The following is a 14,153-nucleotide window of genomic DNA, read 5'->3' as shown; positions in this document are numbered from 1 at the left end:
GCTTTTATCTGCATTATCTAATTGTTTTGGATGGGAAGAGATAGGGGTGATCACTGCGTTTTCTTGGGCGCTAGGTTGTTGGAGGGTTTGGGCGAAACGAGCAAGTTGGCGTTGCAATTCATCACGCAGCAACATGGTGGTATGGAGGGGATTTTTACCACGGCTGATGATTAAGTCGATGTGGCTTTGTTGCGCTTTAAGGCGTGGCTGCATACCGTTATTGGCTTGATTAATGGTTTCTTCAATTAATTGTTGGCGTAGTTGTTCAAACTTCTCTGGATCGTCTTGTGCCAACTTTGCCAGCTCATCAAAATCAGGTAGCGTTTCCATAACTCACTCCGTAAGTGCAATTACTTTCATTATATCGGAGGATACGCATTGCGGTGTCTTAGGGGTGAGAATGATAGGAGATGCGCATATTTTTATGCGTAAATATCTCCTATCTGATACAGGTTTATAACGATAATTTATTACCAGTAATGCTCCATAGTAATTTGCCCGGGTTTGCGGCGTAAGTTCTTTATAAACCCTCGCGCTTCGAGTGCTTGCTTGGTGTCACGAACCATTTCTGGATTACCACAGATCATGACTTGGCTCTGCTCCGGTTGTAATGTCAGGCCGACATGGCGTTCAAGTTGGCCATCAGCAATGGCTTGAGGGATGCGTCCGGTTAAACACAGAGGTGAAGGCTCTCGGCTAACAAAAGGCTGCACAATAAGCTGATCACCGTATTGTTGTTTGAGTTGAGTGATTTCTGCTTGATAGCTGAGATCGGTAGCAAAGCGTACCGCATGAATGAGTACGATTTTGCGAAAACGATGCCAGACATCGCCTTGGCGTAAAATTGATAGATAAGGGCCAATTGCAGTGCCTGTTGCCAGTAACCAAAGGTGATCTCCTTGTGGTACTTCATCTAAGGTAAAGAAGCCATTGGCACGGGCTGAGATAAATACGGTATCGCCAGCGGTTAATGCATGTAATCGCGGTGAGAGTAGCCCTTCGCTTACCCGAGTGGCATAAATATCTATCACTGGCTGTTGAGGAGGGTTAACAAACGAATAGGCCCGTTGGATCATTTGCCCATCAATTTCTAAACCGAGCTTGGTAAATTGCCCAGCTTTGAAGGGTTCAATGTTTGCCTGAAGTGATAAACTGAATAAGTCATTATTCCAATGGCGATTTGCAATAACTTGAGCAGGAATCCAATCAGCCATAATGGCCTCCTAATTCGATGATGTTATTCGATAAGTGCAGCGCCGTTGACCTGAGATAATATGCTCTTGACGCTCAATACTGACGTCATCTCCCAATAAACGTTGAAAGACAGTCAATTCTGATTGGCATAATGTTGGGCAATGCTGTGCTGCTCGACAAATAGGACAGTGGTTCTCAACTAAGGTGTAGCCATTTTCGGTGGTGATAAGTTCTGCCATATACCCGTCTTGAGCACGTAATTGGGCAAGGCGTGCAAGCTTGTCGTCGAGGTTTTCACACGACGATAGTGCTTGTTGATAATGTAAATAGGTCTGTTGTTCGCGTTTTGCTATTACTTGATCAAGACCGGCCTTACCAAACAGATCTTCCACTGACTCTAACATATGTACGGCTAGATCATGGTGGCGATCAGCAAAGCGTCGATGCCCTTTCTCTGTTAGCTGCCAGTGTCTGGTTGGACGACCGACTTTGACTTTTACATCGGTAAAATCCACTAATCCATCATCTTCTAAGCCTTGTAAATGCTGGCGGATACCCATGGTGGTGAGCTCAAATTTTTCAGCAAGCACTTTAGCAGTGACAGGTCCTTCACTTTTTAGATGATAGAGAATTTTTTCGATGGTTTTCATAGCTACCTACATACTTATCTTTCTCGGTATTATGGGATCAGCTTATTAAATAAAGCAATCACTTTACAATTCTAATGATTGGTGAGCATTCTGCTTCTTAGCATTGAGATAAAGGGAAAGAAAAAGCGCACCGCAGTACGCTTTTTAACAGAATAAAGAAGTGCGATTAGATAATGTGAGGCTTCACAACATCATCTTTACGATCAAGGTAGTGGGTCGATTTAATGCGGCGGATAGTACGACATTGACCTCGGATCAGCAGGGTTTCTGTGGTTGCGATATTGCCTTGACGGTGAATGCCTTCAAGTAAATCACCTTTGGTAATACCTGTTCCTGCGAAAATTACGTTATCGCTTTTTGCCATGTCTTCGATGCGAAGTAGGGTACGAGGCTTGATCCCCATTTCATGACAGCGACGAATTTCCATTTCACCCAATTGACGGTTTTCTTCACTGTCACCTTTTACTTCATGACGAGGTAGCAGGCGAGCTTGCATATCACCACCAAGGGCACGGATAGCGGCCGCTGATACGACACCTTCTGGTGCGCCACCAATACAGTACATCACGTCAACTTCGCTATCTGGCATACACGTTAAGATAGATGCCGCAACATCGCCATCAGGCACAGCAAAAACGCGAACGCCCATGTTTTGCATTTGTTTAATAACATCATCGTGGCGAGGTTTAGCTAGGGTGATCACAACGAGATCTTGCAGTGATTTACCTAGAGCTTGGGCAATGGCTGTTAGGTTATCCGCTAATGGTTTATCAAGATCAATCACGCCTTTAGCACAAGGGCCGACAACTAACTTTTCCATGTACATGTCAGGGGCTTTTAGAAAACTCCCTTTTTCACCGGCAGCCAGTACCGCAAGGGCATTGTTTTGACCCATTGCCGTCATGCGAGTGCCTTCAATTGGATCGACCGCAATATCGACCTCGTCACCGCCAAAACCGACTTTTTCACCAATGTAGAGCATTGGCGCTTCATCAATCTCACCTTCACCAATTACGATTTCGCCACTGATCTCCGTTTGGTTGAGAAGGATGCGCATTACTTCAACGGCTGCGTTGTCTGCAGCGTTTTTATCACCACGGCCCAGCCATTTGTGGCCAGCAAGAGCAGCGCCTTCCGTAACACGTGAAAATGCCATTGCTAAATCGCGTTTCATGAGAACTCCAGATATAAAATCGAGTAGGTAATTAAACTGGGCGGAGTTTACCACAAGCGTTAGTGAAACGATTGCGCAAAATACATCAAGCTTAGTTTCAATGATCTTAGTGGTATTTAAATGAGAAAGCCGACACGGAAGTATCGGCTTGGTGGTAAGGGGTTAATCAATGTTGGCGTCTTCATCGAGTGCCCAGCCTTTGGCACACTCTACCGCACGTTGCCAGCCACGGTAACGACGCTGACGTTTTGCCTCATCTCGGCAAGGAATAAATTGGCGATCGAGCTGAGCTTTATGCTGCAATTCATCAATGCTTTGCCAAAAGCCAATCGCGAGTCCTGCAAGGTAAGCAGCACCTAATGCTGTCACTTCGGTGACGACTGGACGATGGACTTCGGTAGCAAGAATATCGGCTTGGAATTGCATTAAGAAGTTATTCGCGACTGCGCCACCGTCAACGTATAAGGTATCCAGTGCAATATTTGAGTCTGCTTGCATGGCATCTAAAACATCACGGGTTTGATAAGCAATGCTTTCCAATGTGGCGCGAATGATATGGTTAGCATTGACGCCTCGGGTTAAACCGACAATGGTGCCGCGCGCATAAGGATCCCAATAAGGCGCACCTAAACCGGTAAAGGCTGGCACAATGTAAACCCCATTGGCAGAGCCCACTTTAAGCGCTAAGGCTTCTGATTCACTGGCATCATGCAGCAGTTTCATCTCATCACGGAGCCATTGAATGGATGCGCCACCCATAAATACTGCACCTTCTAAGGCGTAAGCGACATCGCCTTTCGGACCACAGGCTAACGTGGTAAGCAAGCCGTGCTCTGAGCTGACTTTTTCTTTGCCAGTATTCATCAATAAAAAGCAGCCTGTACCGTAGGTGTTTTTGGCTTGACCGGGAGAGACGCACATTTGTCCAAACAGTGCGGCTTGTTGATCGCCTGCGATACCTGCAATGGGAATACGCGTACCACCTTTACCACCGATATTGGTTTTACCGTAGACTTCTGATGAGGGTTTCACTTTCGGCATCATCGATAGCGGGATGTTTAAGCTATCGAGTAAATGTAGATCCCACTCAAGGTTATTGATGTTAAATAGCATGGTGCGTGACGCATTGGTGTAATCGGTAACATGGACACGACCTTGGGTCATTTTCCAAATCAGCCAAGTATCAACAGTACCGAATAGAAGATTGCCCGCTTCTGCTTGCTCACGTGCGCCTGCAACGTTATCAAGGATCCATTTGATTTTGGTTCCTGAGAAGTAAGGGTCGATCACAAGCCCGGTATTGTCTCGCACGTAATCTTCTAGCCCTTGCTCTTTTAGCTCTTCGCAGATATCTGCCGTTCGGCGACATTGCCACACAATGGCGTTATAAACGGGCTTACCAGTTTTTTTATTCCAGACAATGGTGGTTTCACGTTGGTTGGTGATACCAATAGCTGCCACCTGATCTGTTTGAATACCCGCGTGGGCTAACGCTTCGGTCATGGTGGAGTATTGTGTCGCATAAATTTCCAGAGGATCGTGCTCAACCCAACCTGCCTTAGGGTAGATTTGGCTAAATTCTCGCTGTGATGAACAAATGATATTTGCATCATGATCCAGTACCACAGTTCGTGAGCTGGTGGTGCCTTGATCCAGTGCAATAATATACTTTCGTTCAGTCGTCATGGTGGGATCCTTGCTGTGTATTCTTGTTATTACTAACTATAAAGATAGCTGTATTGTTAAAGCGTTACGCGTTTATCAACAATTGCAAATTAGTCAAAAGATGAGGATTTTAAATCATTCAGGCAAAGGAGCGTAAGCGGAAAGCGAACAATTGTCGCAGACCTATGATGATAAAAATCGCGTGATAAGTGAGATTGGGTCTAAACAGGGTGCACAAATTACGATATAAATAGAGTGCAGGATATGTGATGACACGATGACGTGCTCATTAGTCATTTTTTGACAGGGAATAATGCAAGAAAAGGCAAGATAACCCATTAAAAAATGAACTTCTCACTTTATTTGGTTGTCTCAGTGGACGAATATGTCGGTCCACTTTGCAAAAATCATATCAGACTTGTGTGATTTTCATCCGTTTGCCCAAAAGCATTAGAATTGTGGATGCCAGATACTCGTTGCCTCGCTAGAATAGGCAAGAATGAATTTAACCCGCTCGTAGGCACTTAATGATTAATGCTGCATACGGGCTTAGATCAGGTAAACAATATGTCTCTTGAAATGTTAGAACAACTAGAAGCCAAAGTTCAGATGGCAATTGATACAATTTCTATCCTACAAATGGAAATTGACGAACTAAAAGAAAAGAATGAAAACCTAGCGATGGAAGCACAAGAGCTACGTAACGGTCGCCAAGGTCTAGCTGAAGAAAATGACAAACTACGTAACGATCACAATGCATGGCAAGAGCGTGTTCGCACACTGCTTGGCAAAATGGAACACGTAGAATAATACTGATTTCAGTTTATCTGTTTCGGTTTTCGGCTTGGTATGTTGTTTTCAGGAACGACAACATACCGGGCCGTAATTTTATCTAGCGGTTGATAATCGATTAGTCGATATCTAATGGCTCTGGTGAAAGAATAACGCCAGTATTATCAGCATAGATATGATCTTCAGGTAAGAAGGTCACGCCACCAAAGTTCACAGCAACATCCACTTCTCCAATATCACGCTGATCGGCACCAACTGGGATAGAGGCTAAGGCTTGGATGCCCAAATCTAACTCATCAAGCTCATCAACATGGCGAACGCAGCCATAGACAATCAAGCCTTCCCATTCATTTTCTTGTGCCAGATGGGCTAAATCAATATCGATTAATGCACGGCGTAGCGAACCGCCACCATCGACTAATAACACACGACCAGCACCCGGTTGCTCTAATACTTCACGGATAATCCCGTTATCTTCAAAGCATTTGACCGTAGTAATTTGTCCGCCAAAGGAGCTGCGGCCACCGTAAGAGCTGAACATGGGTTCAACGACATCAACTTGTTCGAGATAGATATCACACAGTTCAGAAGTATTGTATTCCATAAGCGGGCTTCTTATTTGACGAAGTAAAATGAATGAAAATTAACAAGGCTCATCGTGATGATTGCATCTATTGAGCCTTGTTGAAATTATAACCACTTGATCTGTCATTGCAATTCGCAAAAATGATTTATGACAGGATGATCCCGATAGCAAACAATAAATTAGTGAGCAGGGCACATTTGACCATGGTTGCCATCATTGGTCGAAGTTCAGCACCGTCTTTTGAGTAGTAAACCGCGCGACCGTGTTTATAAAGCAATGGCACGCTCAGTACAAACAGCCAACCAAACAATGATTTGGTTTCGAAAAGTGCAAAAAGTGTCAAACAAACCACGCTCGCAGATAATAGAAACAGGTGATATTTACGGCCCCATTCCGGCCCCATACGTACGACTAACGTTTGTTTGCCACAAGCGCGGTCATTATCAATATCGCGTAGATTATTAATGTTTAAAACGCCAACAGCCAATAAACCACAAGCAGTAGCCGGTAGCATGATCACAGAATCAATACTGCCTGCTTGTAAGTAATAAGTACCCGCAACGCCAAGCCAACCGAAGAAGATCAAGACAGATAAATCGCCTAAACCACGGTAACCATAAGGTTTGTTACCCACGGTATAAGCGATAGATGCGATGATGGCGAGTACACCTAACAGCATGAAGCCAATAATGTCATGAGGATTATTACAGGCGATAAAAATCAGCGATAAACCACTGATGGCAGTAAGAATGATATTGACGATCATAGCCTTACGCATGGCTTGTGGGGTAACTAAGCCTGACTGGATAGCACGCTGAGGCCCCAAACGATCATCGTTATCTGTACCTTTCACCGCATCACCATAGTCGTTGGCAAGGTTAGAAAGGATTTGCAGCAAAAGGGCGGTTAACAAAGCGAGCGCTGCAACTAGAGCAGAAAAACTTCCATGCCATCCTGCCACTGCGCTACCGCACACAATTGATGCGATGGCTAGAGGCAAGGTTTTTGGTCTTGCAGCATCTAACCAAACTGCGAGTGAAGAAGACGATTTCATAATCTATATACTTAAATAATGAGTGGATTGCTATTATGGCTGAAATTTGACAGTGCGCAAATTTATCCTACGAATAGTCATTTTAGAATAAAAAAAACGGTGCAGCAGGGCACCGTTTTTGTATTGTGATAGGCGGTTTTATTAAAGAATAAAACGGCTTAGATCTTCATCTTGTACGAACTCGCCAAGACGCTCTTTCACGTATGCTGCATCAATCGTGAATTTCTCACCCGATTTCTCGCTTGCATCGTAAGAGATTTCTTCCATTAGGCGTTCCATTACAGTGTGAAGACGACGTGCACCAATGTTTTCAGTGCGCTCATTCACCTGCCATGCAGCATCGGCTAGGCTATCGATACCATCAGTTGAGAATTCAATTTCTACCGATTCTGTTGCCATTAATGCTTTGTACTGCTCAGTTAGAGAGGCATTTGGCTCGGTTAGAATGCGTTTGAAGTCGTTGCTGGTTAGCGCTTCAAGCTCAACACGAATAGGTAGACGACCTTGCAGCTCTGGGATCAAATCTGATGGTTTAGCGACTTGGAATGCACCGGATGCTACAAACAGAATGTGGTCAGTTTTCACCATACCGTGCTTGGTTGATACCGTGCTGCCTTCGACTAATGGTAGTAGATCACGCTGTACACCTTCACGAGAAACATCTGGGCCTGACGATTCACCACGCTTACAGATCTTATCGATCTCATCGATAAAGACGATGCCGTTGTTTTCAACTGAATGGATTGCTTGCTCTTTCAGCTCTTCTTGGTTAACTAGTTTTGCCGCTTCTTCTTCAGTTGCTGCTTTTAGCGCGTCTTTGATCTTCATCTTGCGCTTTTTGGTAGTATTGCCTGCCAAGTTTTGGAACATGCCCTGTAGCTGGTTGGTCATTTCTTCCATACCAGGAGGTGCCATGATCTCTACACCCATTTGTGGGGCTGCAATATCCATTTCAATTTCTTTATCGTCTAGCTTACCTTCACGTAATTTCTTACGGAAAGATTGACGAGTAGAAGATTCGCTTTCGCTGGCTTCGTTTTGACCCCAAGCATCGCGTGCTGGTGGTAATAGCACATCAAGAATACGCTCTTCAGCTAATTCCTCAGCGCGGAAGCGTACTTTTTCCGTCGCTTGCTGATGGGTCATTTTTACTGCCACATCCGTTAAATCACGGATGATGGTTTCAACTTCTTTACCAACATAACCCACTTCGGTGAATTTTGTTGCTTCTACTTTAATGAAAGGTGCATTTGCAAGTTTTGCTAAACGGCGAGCAATCTCTGTTTTACCCACACCGGTTGGACCAATCATTAGAATGTTCTTTGGTGTTACTTCTACACGCAACTCTTCTGGAAGTTGCATGCGACGCCAGCGGTTACGTAGTGCAATCGCAACAGCACGCTTCGCTTTGTCTTGACCGATAATGTGACGGTCTAACTCATGGACGATTTCGCGAGGAGTCATCTCAGACATTACAACTTCCTTACTTAGTTTCTAGTTCTTCAATGGTGTGATTGTGGTTAGTGAACACACAAATATCACCAGCAATATTTAAGGCTTTTTCTGCAATTTCTCGGGCACCTAGATCAGTATTTTCTAGTAGTGCAGTAGCTGCAGCTTGGGCGAAGTTACCGCCAGAGCCAATCGCAATTAAATCGTGCTCAGGCTGAACCACATCACCGTTACCTGTGATAATTAAAGAGCCTGTTTCATCAGCAACAGCAAGTAATGCTTCTAGCTTACGTAGGGCGCGGTCAGTACGCCAATCTTTCGCAAGCTCAACAGCTGATTTAAGAAGATGACCTTGGTGCATCTCAAGCTTACGCTCAAAACGCTCGAATAATGTAAATGCATCAGCGGTACCGCCAGCAAAACCTGCCAGTACTTTATTGTTATATAGACGGCGAACTTTACGTGCGTTGCCTTTCATTACTGTATTACCAAGTGAAACTTGGCCATCACCAGCAATCACGACTTTTCCGTTTCGACGTACAGATACAATAGTTGTCACGGGGTAAACCTCTCTGGTTCTGCGCCGGCATAGCCGGTATCGTTAATGTTAAAAGATCTGGGGATGACGGAAGGGCTTTTCAAGTATTAACTGTGAATTGGTCACGATTATTACGTGAGAAATACATAAAAAAAGGACGTACCTAAGCACGTCCTTCTTGTGATGAGAGAGAAACTAGCGCGTTATTCCCAATGCCAAATACCACAAGGGGAAACACCGCTACTTTGTAGCTTCGCTTTATCTTTTTCAGCACTGCTCTTTTGAGAGTAAGGGCCTAATACCACGCGATACCAAGTACCTTTTGCATCACTGCTGACCTTTAGCTGGCTGTTAAGGCCTTGGAATGCAATTTGTGCTTTACGCTCATCTGCTTGAGACTTCTTACGGTAAGCACCACATTGCAACACGTAGCGAACGGTAGAGGCTGGCTCTGCTTTTTTCTCGGCAGGTTTTGTTGTTTCTACCGTTTTTTCTGCTGGTTTGTGTGCAGGCTCAGTTGTTTTTATATGTGCCGGCTCTGTTTTCTTAGCTGGAGCGGGCTTATGCTCAGGCTCTTTTTTAACAGGTTGCACTCGTTGGTTATCTAACTCGTCCGGCACGATAACTTTTTTGTTTTCTAGTTCATGAATGTAGCGCCATTTCTCTTCAGGTTTTGGCGGTAACACTTCTTTCTGTGCTGGCTTTTTCACAGCATCAACAGGTTGTGGTTTCACAATTGTTGGGATGTCATCTTTAGGTGCGGGTTTCTCAGGAACATCAGTGCCAGATAGGAAGAATAAACCAGAGATCAGTCCAAACACTAAAACAACAGCAGTAACGGCCCATTTGGTAGGAAAACCAGAAGGAGCAGGGGCTTTTTTACGACTAGGACTACTTTTCTTATTTGCCGGTTTCGGCGAGCGTCCGCGTTTTACATAATCTTTAGTGGCCACGATGATAGACAAATACGTTGAGAGAAGGACAGACCTCTATGTTACAAATTTGGAATGAGACTGACTAGTTTTTATCACTAATAAAGCAAGGGTTAAGGTCAGGAGCGTGCAAAAACTGTGAACTTATGGTTATTTCATAAGCTCACAGCCTTTTTTACTACTAGCGTGATGGTGGCGCGGCACTTTCACGGATCACTAACTTGGCATCGAGCAGACGAGATCCAGCTTGAACTTCTTTACCTTTGAGGACTTCAAGCAGCATTAACATGGCTTGACGACCGATTTCGTAACGAGGCTGAGAAACCGTGGTTAATGGTGGATCGCAATATTCGGCAAATTGAATGTCATCAAAGCCGACAATAGAGATATCTTGCGGTACACGCAGACCTAAACGTTTTGCTTGCTGCATGGCACCAATGGCCATCACATCAGAATGACAGAATAGGGCAGTTGGTGGCTCAGGTAAGGATAAGAGTGCAGTCACTGCACGAGCACCTGCTGCAAAGGTAAAGTCACCTTTTACGGTATAAGCAGGGTTTAGCGTAATACCGCCACGACGCAAGGCTTGTTGGTAGCCTTGATGACGGAATTGAGATAATGGTGCTTGATCAGGACCAGTAATTTGCGCGATACGCTTATGGCCCATTTGAGTCAGATAATTAACCGCTTCAAAGGCTGCGGTGAGGTTATCAATATGGATAGTTGGCAATTCAAGCTCTGGCGCATATTCACATGCCATGACTAGTGGAGGCAGGTTCTTTTGCTCTGGCTTACTAACATCGAAAGGTAGATCAGTACCTAACAGTAGCATGCCATCAGCTTGTTTGGTGAAAACGAGATTCACGAATGAATTTTCACGTTTTTTCTGTTGACCACTATCACCAAGTAATACTAAGTAACCATACTCCATTGCAGCTTCTTCAATACCGCGAATAATTTCAGTGAAGTAAGGGTCACAAATGTCTGGAACGATAGTTACGATAGTTTTTGACTCATTGCGACGTAAATTACGCGCAAGCGAGTTTGGTGAATAGCCAGCTTCCATGACAGCCTGCTCAACTTTTTTACGGGTTGAGGCAGATACTTTTTCCGGATTCATCAACGCACGAGAAACGGTTGCAGTTGAGACTCCGGCTAGCTGGGCAACATCCTTCATTGTCGCCATATTGCTTTCCTCTTTTATCTATATCTCTCTTATTATGCGGCTGGTGGATTCAGTGTCAAAGTAACAACGATAACGACCAACCAAGCAGTAACTGACTGAAATATGTCAATCCTATTCATATTGTAGAATGTATGAATAGGATTAAACATGCTCCAATTAGCATTAATTACATTCGCTATGTGAGCCTTGTCGCATTGTTTGTTTTAAGTTAAATCCTGCGGCTCAACATCAATCGACCAGCGTACCTTTTTTGCTAACGGTAACAATTGGATAGCGGGCTTCGCTATGCTTAAAATCTGTTGTAATGCTTTACGGTTCGGGGTTTGTAAAATCAATTGCCAGCGGTAACGCCCAGCACGACGAGCCAGTGGTGCTGGATTAGGGCCTAATACGCAGCAGTCTTGATCGTAGACTGGGCTTGATTCAAAGATCCCACGAATTTGCTGTAAGAGTTGGCACACGGTGTCGCTGTCATTGGCTTCTGCTCGTACTAACACTAAATGAGTGTAAGGAGGTAGCATGGCTTGTTTGCGCTCGGTTAATGCTGCTTGTGAAAACACGCCATAGCCTTTATGCAGTAGTGACTGTAAAAGCTGATGATCTGGGTGGTGAGTTTGTAATAACACTTCACCGGGTTTGCTTGCACGTCCGGCACGTCCCGCTACTTGAATAAAAAGCTGTGCTAAACGCTCTGATGCACGAAAATCATTACTAAACAGCGCACTATCGACATCAATTAAGGCGACCAATGTGACATTCGGAAAGTGGTGACCTTTCGCCAACATTTGAGTGCCGATCAGAATTTGGTATTCGTTATTTTTGATCGCTTCAAGGTAGTTTTCTAACGCCCCTTTACGACGGGTACTATCGCGATCAATACGCACGGTCTTAAATTCAGGAAACAGGGTTGCTAATTGATTTTCAAGTTGCTCAGTCCCAACCCCAACAGGCAGTAATTGAGTCGAACCACACTGTTCACATTGCGGCATGATCGGGCGCTGTGTTGCACAGTGGTGACAGCGCAATTCCCCCGACTGTTGATGTAAGGTGTAGTACGCATCACAACGAGGACATTCTGCAATCCAGCCACATTCGTGACACATCATTGCCGGTGAGAAACCTCTGCGATTAAGAAATAACATCACTTGATTGCCTGCATTTAAGTGTTTTCGCATTTCGGCAATCAGTGGTGCTGAGAGCCCTGCATCAAGGTATAGTCCTTTGACATCAATCACCCCATGACGCGCCAATTGAGCATTACCCGCACGTTTGGTCAGGGTCAAATGATGATATTTTGCGGTTTTCGCATTATGTAAGGTTTCCAGTGCTGGCGTTGCTGAGCCTAATACAACTGGAATGTTTTCTTTGTTAGCGCGCATGACGGCTAAATCGCGGGCATGGTAGCGCAGGCTATCTTGTTGTTTGTAAGAGGCGTCATGCTCTTCATCGACAATGATGATGCCCAAATTAGCAAATGGGGTGAATAACGCAGAGCGAGTACCAATGATGATCCCGGCTTGGTTATCACGACCAGCCAGCCATGCTGCCATACGCTCGCTGTCGTTGAGCCCTGAGTGTACTGTCTCTAGTGGCACATTGAAGCGACGACGAAAGCGGTTGATCGTTTGCGGCGTTAAGCCGATTTCTGGCACTAGAATAAGGGCTTGTTTACCTGCCGCCAGTACTGGCTCTAACAAGTTAAGATAAACTTCGGTTTTGCCTGAGCCTGTGACACCTTCAAGTAGATAACAACCAAAATTCGGATTGCTGTTAACGGTGGCAATTGCTAAGGCTTGCTCTTCATTTAAGCGCGGTTTTTCTTCTGTAACTGCAAAGTTCTGGTGCCAATTTTTATCTTTTTGCTGCTGTTGTTGCTCGATAATCCAGCCCTTATTGCTAACAGCTTTTAAGGTTGCAGAGCTGACATCTTCATTTAATAAGCTGTCATGACTTACAGGACCATTTTGTAATAAACGCAGTAGCTGAGCTTGTTTTGGAGCACGGGTGAGACCGTTAAGCGGTTGTGCTTTACCTGCTTCCGTTAGTGCCCAAAATTTTAACGTCGCTTGTGATGCTTCACGCCCTTTACGTAGCAGCGCAGGCATGGCATTGGCAAGGGTGTCACCGAGCGGGTATTGATAGTATTGGCTTGCCCATTTAAGCAAATCGAATAATGGCGGCATCCACAGCGGTGCTTTATCAATGACTTTTTGTACGGCTTTGAGTTGCTCGAGTGGAAAGTCGGAATGATCGGTCAGTGCTGTCACAATCCCTATTAATCGCTGGCGACCAAATGGCACCTGTACACGTCCTCCGATCACAGGCATGTCATCAGATTTAATTAGATAATCAAAGGTTTTATCTAGCGGAACAGGAAGGGCCACACGGGCGATGTTTGGGATCATAATCTACTGCAGTCATTGAGCGTGTAGTGAATAATACCAGACCGAGTGAAACTCGATAAGCCTTGTTAAGAACGAGAAGGGGAAGTTGTCTAAGATCAGAGAAGAAATACAGCGCTGAAAAAGCCTTCTCTCTGTTGATCTCCGTGAGATGATTGATTATTATACGCCGCCTGATTTGTCGCATAATGTGGCAAGATATTTTTTAACGACGTGTGGTGCCCGGCTTTGGATCGGGAGAGCGACACGGCCTTAATTTTGAGGTTATCCCATGAAACAAGGTATTCACCCAGAGTACACAGCAGTAAACGCACGTTGTTCTTGTGGCAACACTTTCGTATTTAACTCTACTATGGGTAAAGACATCAACCTTGATGTATGCGACAAGTGTCACCCATTCTACACTGGTAAGCAACGTCAAGTTAGCTCTGGTGGTCGTATCGACAAATTCAACAAGCGTTTCGGTGCGCTTTCTAGCAAGTAATCATTTGCCAGATGAATTTAGAAAAAAGGGATGCGTAAGCATCC

Annotated in this window: 14 protein-coding genes; 2 read left to right on the top strand and 12 right to left on the bottom strand. The window is 44.8% G+C overall.

What is annotated here, in order from left to right; genetic code table 11:
• The 5 genes from E5A76_RS19475 to glpK all read right to left on the bottom strand — a co-directional run.
• A partial coding sequence (locus E5A76_RS19475) for a DUF3135 domain-containing protein (RefSeq protein ID WP_161119930.1) occupies nucleotides 1–330 on the bottom strand: 330 nt, incomplete at its 3' end.
• Nucleotides 331–470: 140 nt separating this feature from the next.
• Nucleotides 471–1,214: a ferredoxin--NADP reductase gene (locus E5A76_RS19470; RefSeq protein ID WP_161119929.1), complete on the bottom strand. Its 744-nt coding sequence runs from the start codon at nucleotides 1,212–1,214 to the stop codon at nucleotides 471–473.
• A gap of 9 nt (nucleotides 1,215–1,223) precedes the next feature.
• The gene (locus E5A76_RS19465; protein WP_053987477.1) at nucleotides 1,224–1,844 is read right to left on the bottom strand and encodes a helix-turn-helix transcriptional regulator; all 621 of its coding nucleotides are present in this window, start codon (nucleotides 1,842–1,844) and stop codon (nucleotides 1,224–1,226) included.
• Between the two features lie 166 nt (nucleotides 1,845–2,010).
• Nucleotides 2,011–3,018 carry a class II fructose-bisphosphatase gene (glpX, locus tag E5A76_RS19460; protein ID WP_161119928.1) on the bottom strand — a complete coding sequence of 336 codons (1,008 nt, stop codon included), beginning with the start codon at nucleotides 3,016–3,018 and terminating at the stop codon, nucleotides 2,011–2,013.
• Nucleotides 3,019–3,180: 162 nt separating this feature from the next.
• Nucleotides 3,181–4,704 (bottom strand): glycerol kinase GlpK, encoded by a 1,524-nt coding sequence (gene glpK, locus E5A76_RS19455; RefSeq protein ID WP_161119927.1) that lies wholly within the window; start codon nucleotides 4,702–4,704, stop codon nucleotides 3,181–3,183.
• Nucleotides 4,705–5,250: 546 nt separating this feature from the next.
• Between glpK and zapB the strand changes: the two genes are divergently transcribed.
• Nucleotides 5,251–5,493, top strand: coding sequence for a cell division protein ZapB (zapB, locus tag E5A76_RS19450; RefSeq protein ID WP_008988148.1), 243 nt, complete (start codon nucleotides 5,251–5,253; stop codon nucleotides 5,491–5,493).
• 100 nt (nucleotides 5,494–5,593) lie between these two features.
• Here the strand turns inward: zapB and rraA are convergent, their stop codons facing one another.
• The 7 genes from rraA to priA all read right to left on the bottom strand — a co-directional run bounded on the left by rraA (nucleotide 5,594) and on the right by priA (nucleotide 13,628).
• A complete protein-coding gene (rraA, locus tag E5A76_RS19445) occupies nucleotides 5,594–6,079 on the bottom strand; it encodes a ribonuclease E activity regulator RraA (protein WP_045068197.1) in 486 nt (161 codons plus the stop codon).
• Nucleotides 6,080–6,206: 127 nt separating this feature from the next.
• Nucleotides 6,207–7,115 (bottom strand): 1,4-dihydroxy-2-naphthoate polyprenyltransferase, encoded by a 909-nt coding sequence (locus tag E5A76_RS19440; protein ID WP_107166691.1) that lies wholly within the window; start codon nucleotides 7,113–7,115, stop codon nucleotides 6,207–6,209.
• A gap of 141 nt (nucleotides 7,116–7,256) precedes the next feature.
• Complete coding sequence (hslU, locus tag E5A76_RS19435; protein ID WP_045063306.1) at nucleotides 7,257–8,588, bottom strand: HslU--HslV peptidase ATPase subunit; 1,332 nt, start codon at nucleotides 8,586–8,588, stop codon at nucleotides 7,257–7,259.
• A gap of 10 nt (nucleotides 8,589–8,598) precedes the next feature.
• Entirely contained in the window at nucleotides 8,599–9,126 is a 528-nt protein-coding gene (gene hslV, locus E5A76_RS19430) for an ATP-dependent protease subunit HslV (protein ID WP_005371875.1), read from the bottom strand.
• 182 nt (nucleotides 9,127–9,308) lie between these two features.
• Nucleotides 9,309–10,058, bottom strand: a complete 750-nt coding sequence (locus E5A76_RS19425; RefSeq protein WP_107166689.1) for an SPOR domain-containing protein — start codon at nucleotides 10,056–10,058, stop codon at nucleotides 9,309–9,311.
• A 160-nt stretch (nucleotides 10,059–10,218) separates the two neighbouring features.
• Nucleotides 10,219–11,241 carry a DNA-binding transcriptional regulator CytR gene (gene cytR, locus E5A76_RS19420; protein ID WP_316247351.1) on the bottom strand — a complete coding sequence of 341 codons (1,023 nt, stop codon included), beginning with the start codon at nucleotides 11,239–11,241 and terminating at the stop codon, nucleotides 10,219–10,221.
• A 185-nt stretch (nucleotides 11,242–11,426) separates the two neighbouring features.
• Nucleotides 11,427–13,628 carry a primosomal protein N' gene (gene priA / locus E5A76_RS19415; RefSeq protein WP_161119926.1) on the bottom strand — a complete coding sequence of 734 codons (2,202 nt, stop codon included), beginning with the start codon at nucleotides 13,626–13,628 and terminating at the stop codon, nucleotides 11,427–11,429.
• A 268-nt stretch (nucleotides 13,629–13,896) separates the two neighbouring features.
• Between priA and rpmE the strand changes: the two genes are divergently transcribed.
• Entirely contained in the window at nucleotides 13,897–14,109 is a 213-nt protein-coding gene (rpmE, locus tag E5A76_RS19410) for a 50S ribosomal protein L31 (RefSeq protein ID WP_008988141.1), read from the top strand.
• The last annotated feature ends 44 nt before the right edge of the window (nucleotides 14,110–14,153 follow it).

This window comes from Photobacterium lucens (genome assembly GCF_009873615.1).
Lineage (GTDB): Bacteria > Pseudomonadota > Gammaproteobacteria > Enterobacterales > Vibrionaceae > Photobacterium > Photobacterium lucens.
Note: the sequence above shows the minus strand (reverse complement) of the source record. Positions and strands in the feature narration are given on the sequence as shown.

What these genes read in the sequence shown, in the direction of transcription:
- E5A76_RS19470 (WP_161119929.1), bottom strand. Translation starts at nt 1,214, where the DNA reads ATGGCTGATTGGATTCCTGCTCAAGTTATTGCAAATCGCCATTGGAAT.
- E5A76_RS19465 (WP_053987477.1), bottom strand. Translation starts at nt 1,844, where the DNA reads ATGAAAACCATCGAAAAAATTCTCTATCATCTAAAAAGTGAAGGACCT.
- glpX (WP_161119928.1), bottom strand. Translation starts at nt 3,018, where the DNA reads ATGAAACGCGATTTAGCAATGGCATTTTCACGTGTTACGGAAGGCGCT.
- glpK (WP_161119927.1), bottom strand. Translation starts at nt 4,704, where the DNA reads ATGACGACTGAACGAAAGTATATTATTGCACTGGATCAAGGCACCACC.
- zapB (WP_008988148.1), top strand. Translation starts at nt 5,251, where the DNA reads ATGTCTCTTGAAATGTTAGAACAACTAGAAGCCAAAGTTCAGATGGCA.
- rraA (WP_045068197.1), bottom strand. Translation starts at nt 6,079, where the DNA reads ATGGAATACAATACTTCTGAACTGTGTGATATCTATCTCGAACAAGTT.
- E5A76_RS19440 (WP_107166691.1), bottom strand. Translation starts at nt 7,115, where the DNA reads ATGAAATCGTCTTCTTCACTCGCAGTTTGGTTAGATGCTGCAAGACCA.
- hslU (WP_045063306.1), bottom strand. Translation starts at nt 8,588, where the DNA reads ATGTCTGAGATGACTCCTCGCGAAATCGTCCATGAGTTAGACCGTCAC.
- priA (WP_161119926.1), bottom strand. Translation starts at nt 13,628, where the DNA reads ATGATCCCAAACATCGCCCGTGTGGCCCTTCCTGTTCCGCTAGATAAA.
- rpmE (WP_008988141.1), top strand. Translation starts at nt 13,897, where the DNA reads ATGAAACAAGGTATTCACCCAGAGTACACAGCAGTAAACGCACGTTGT.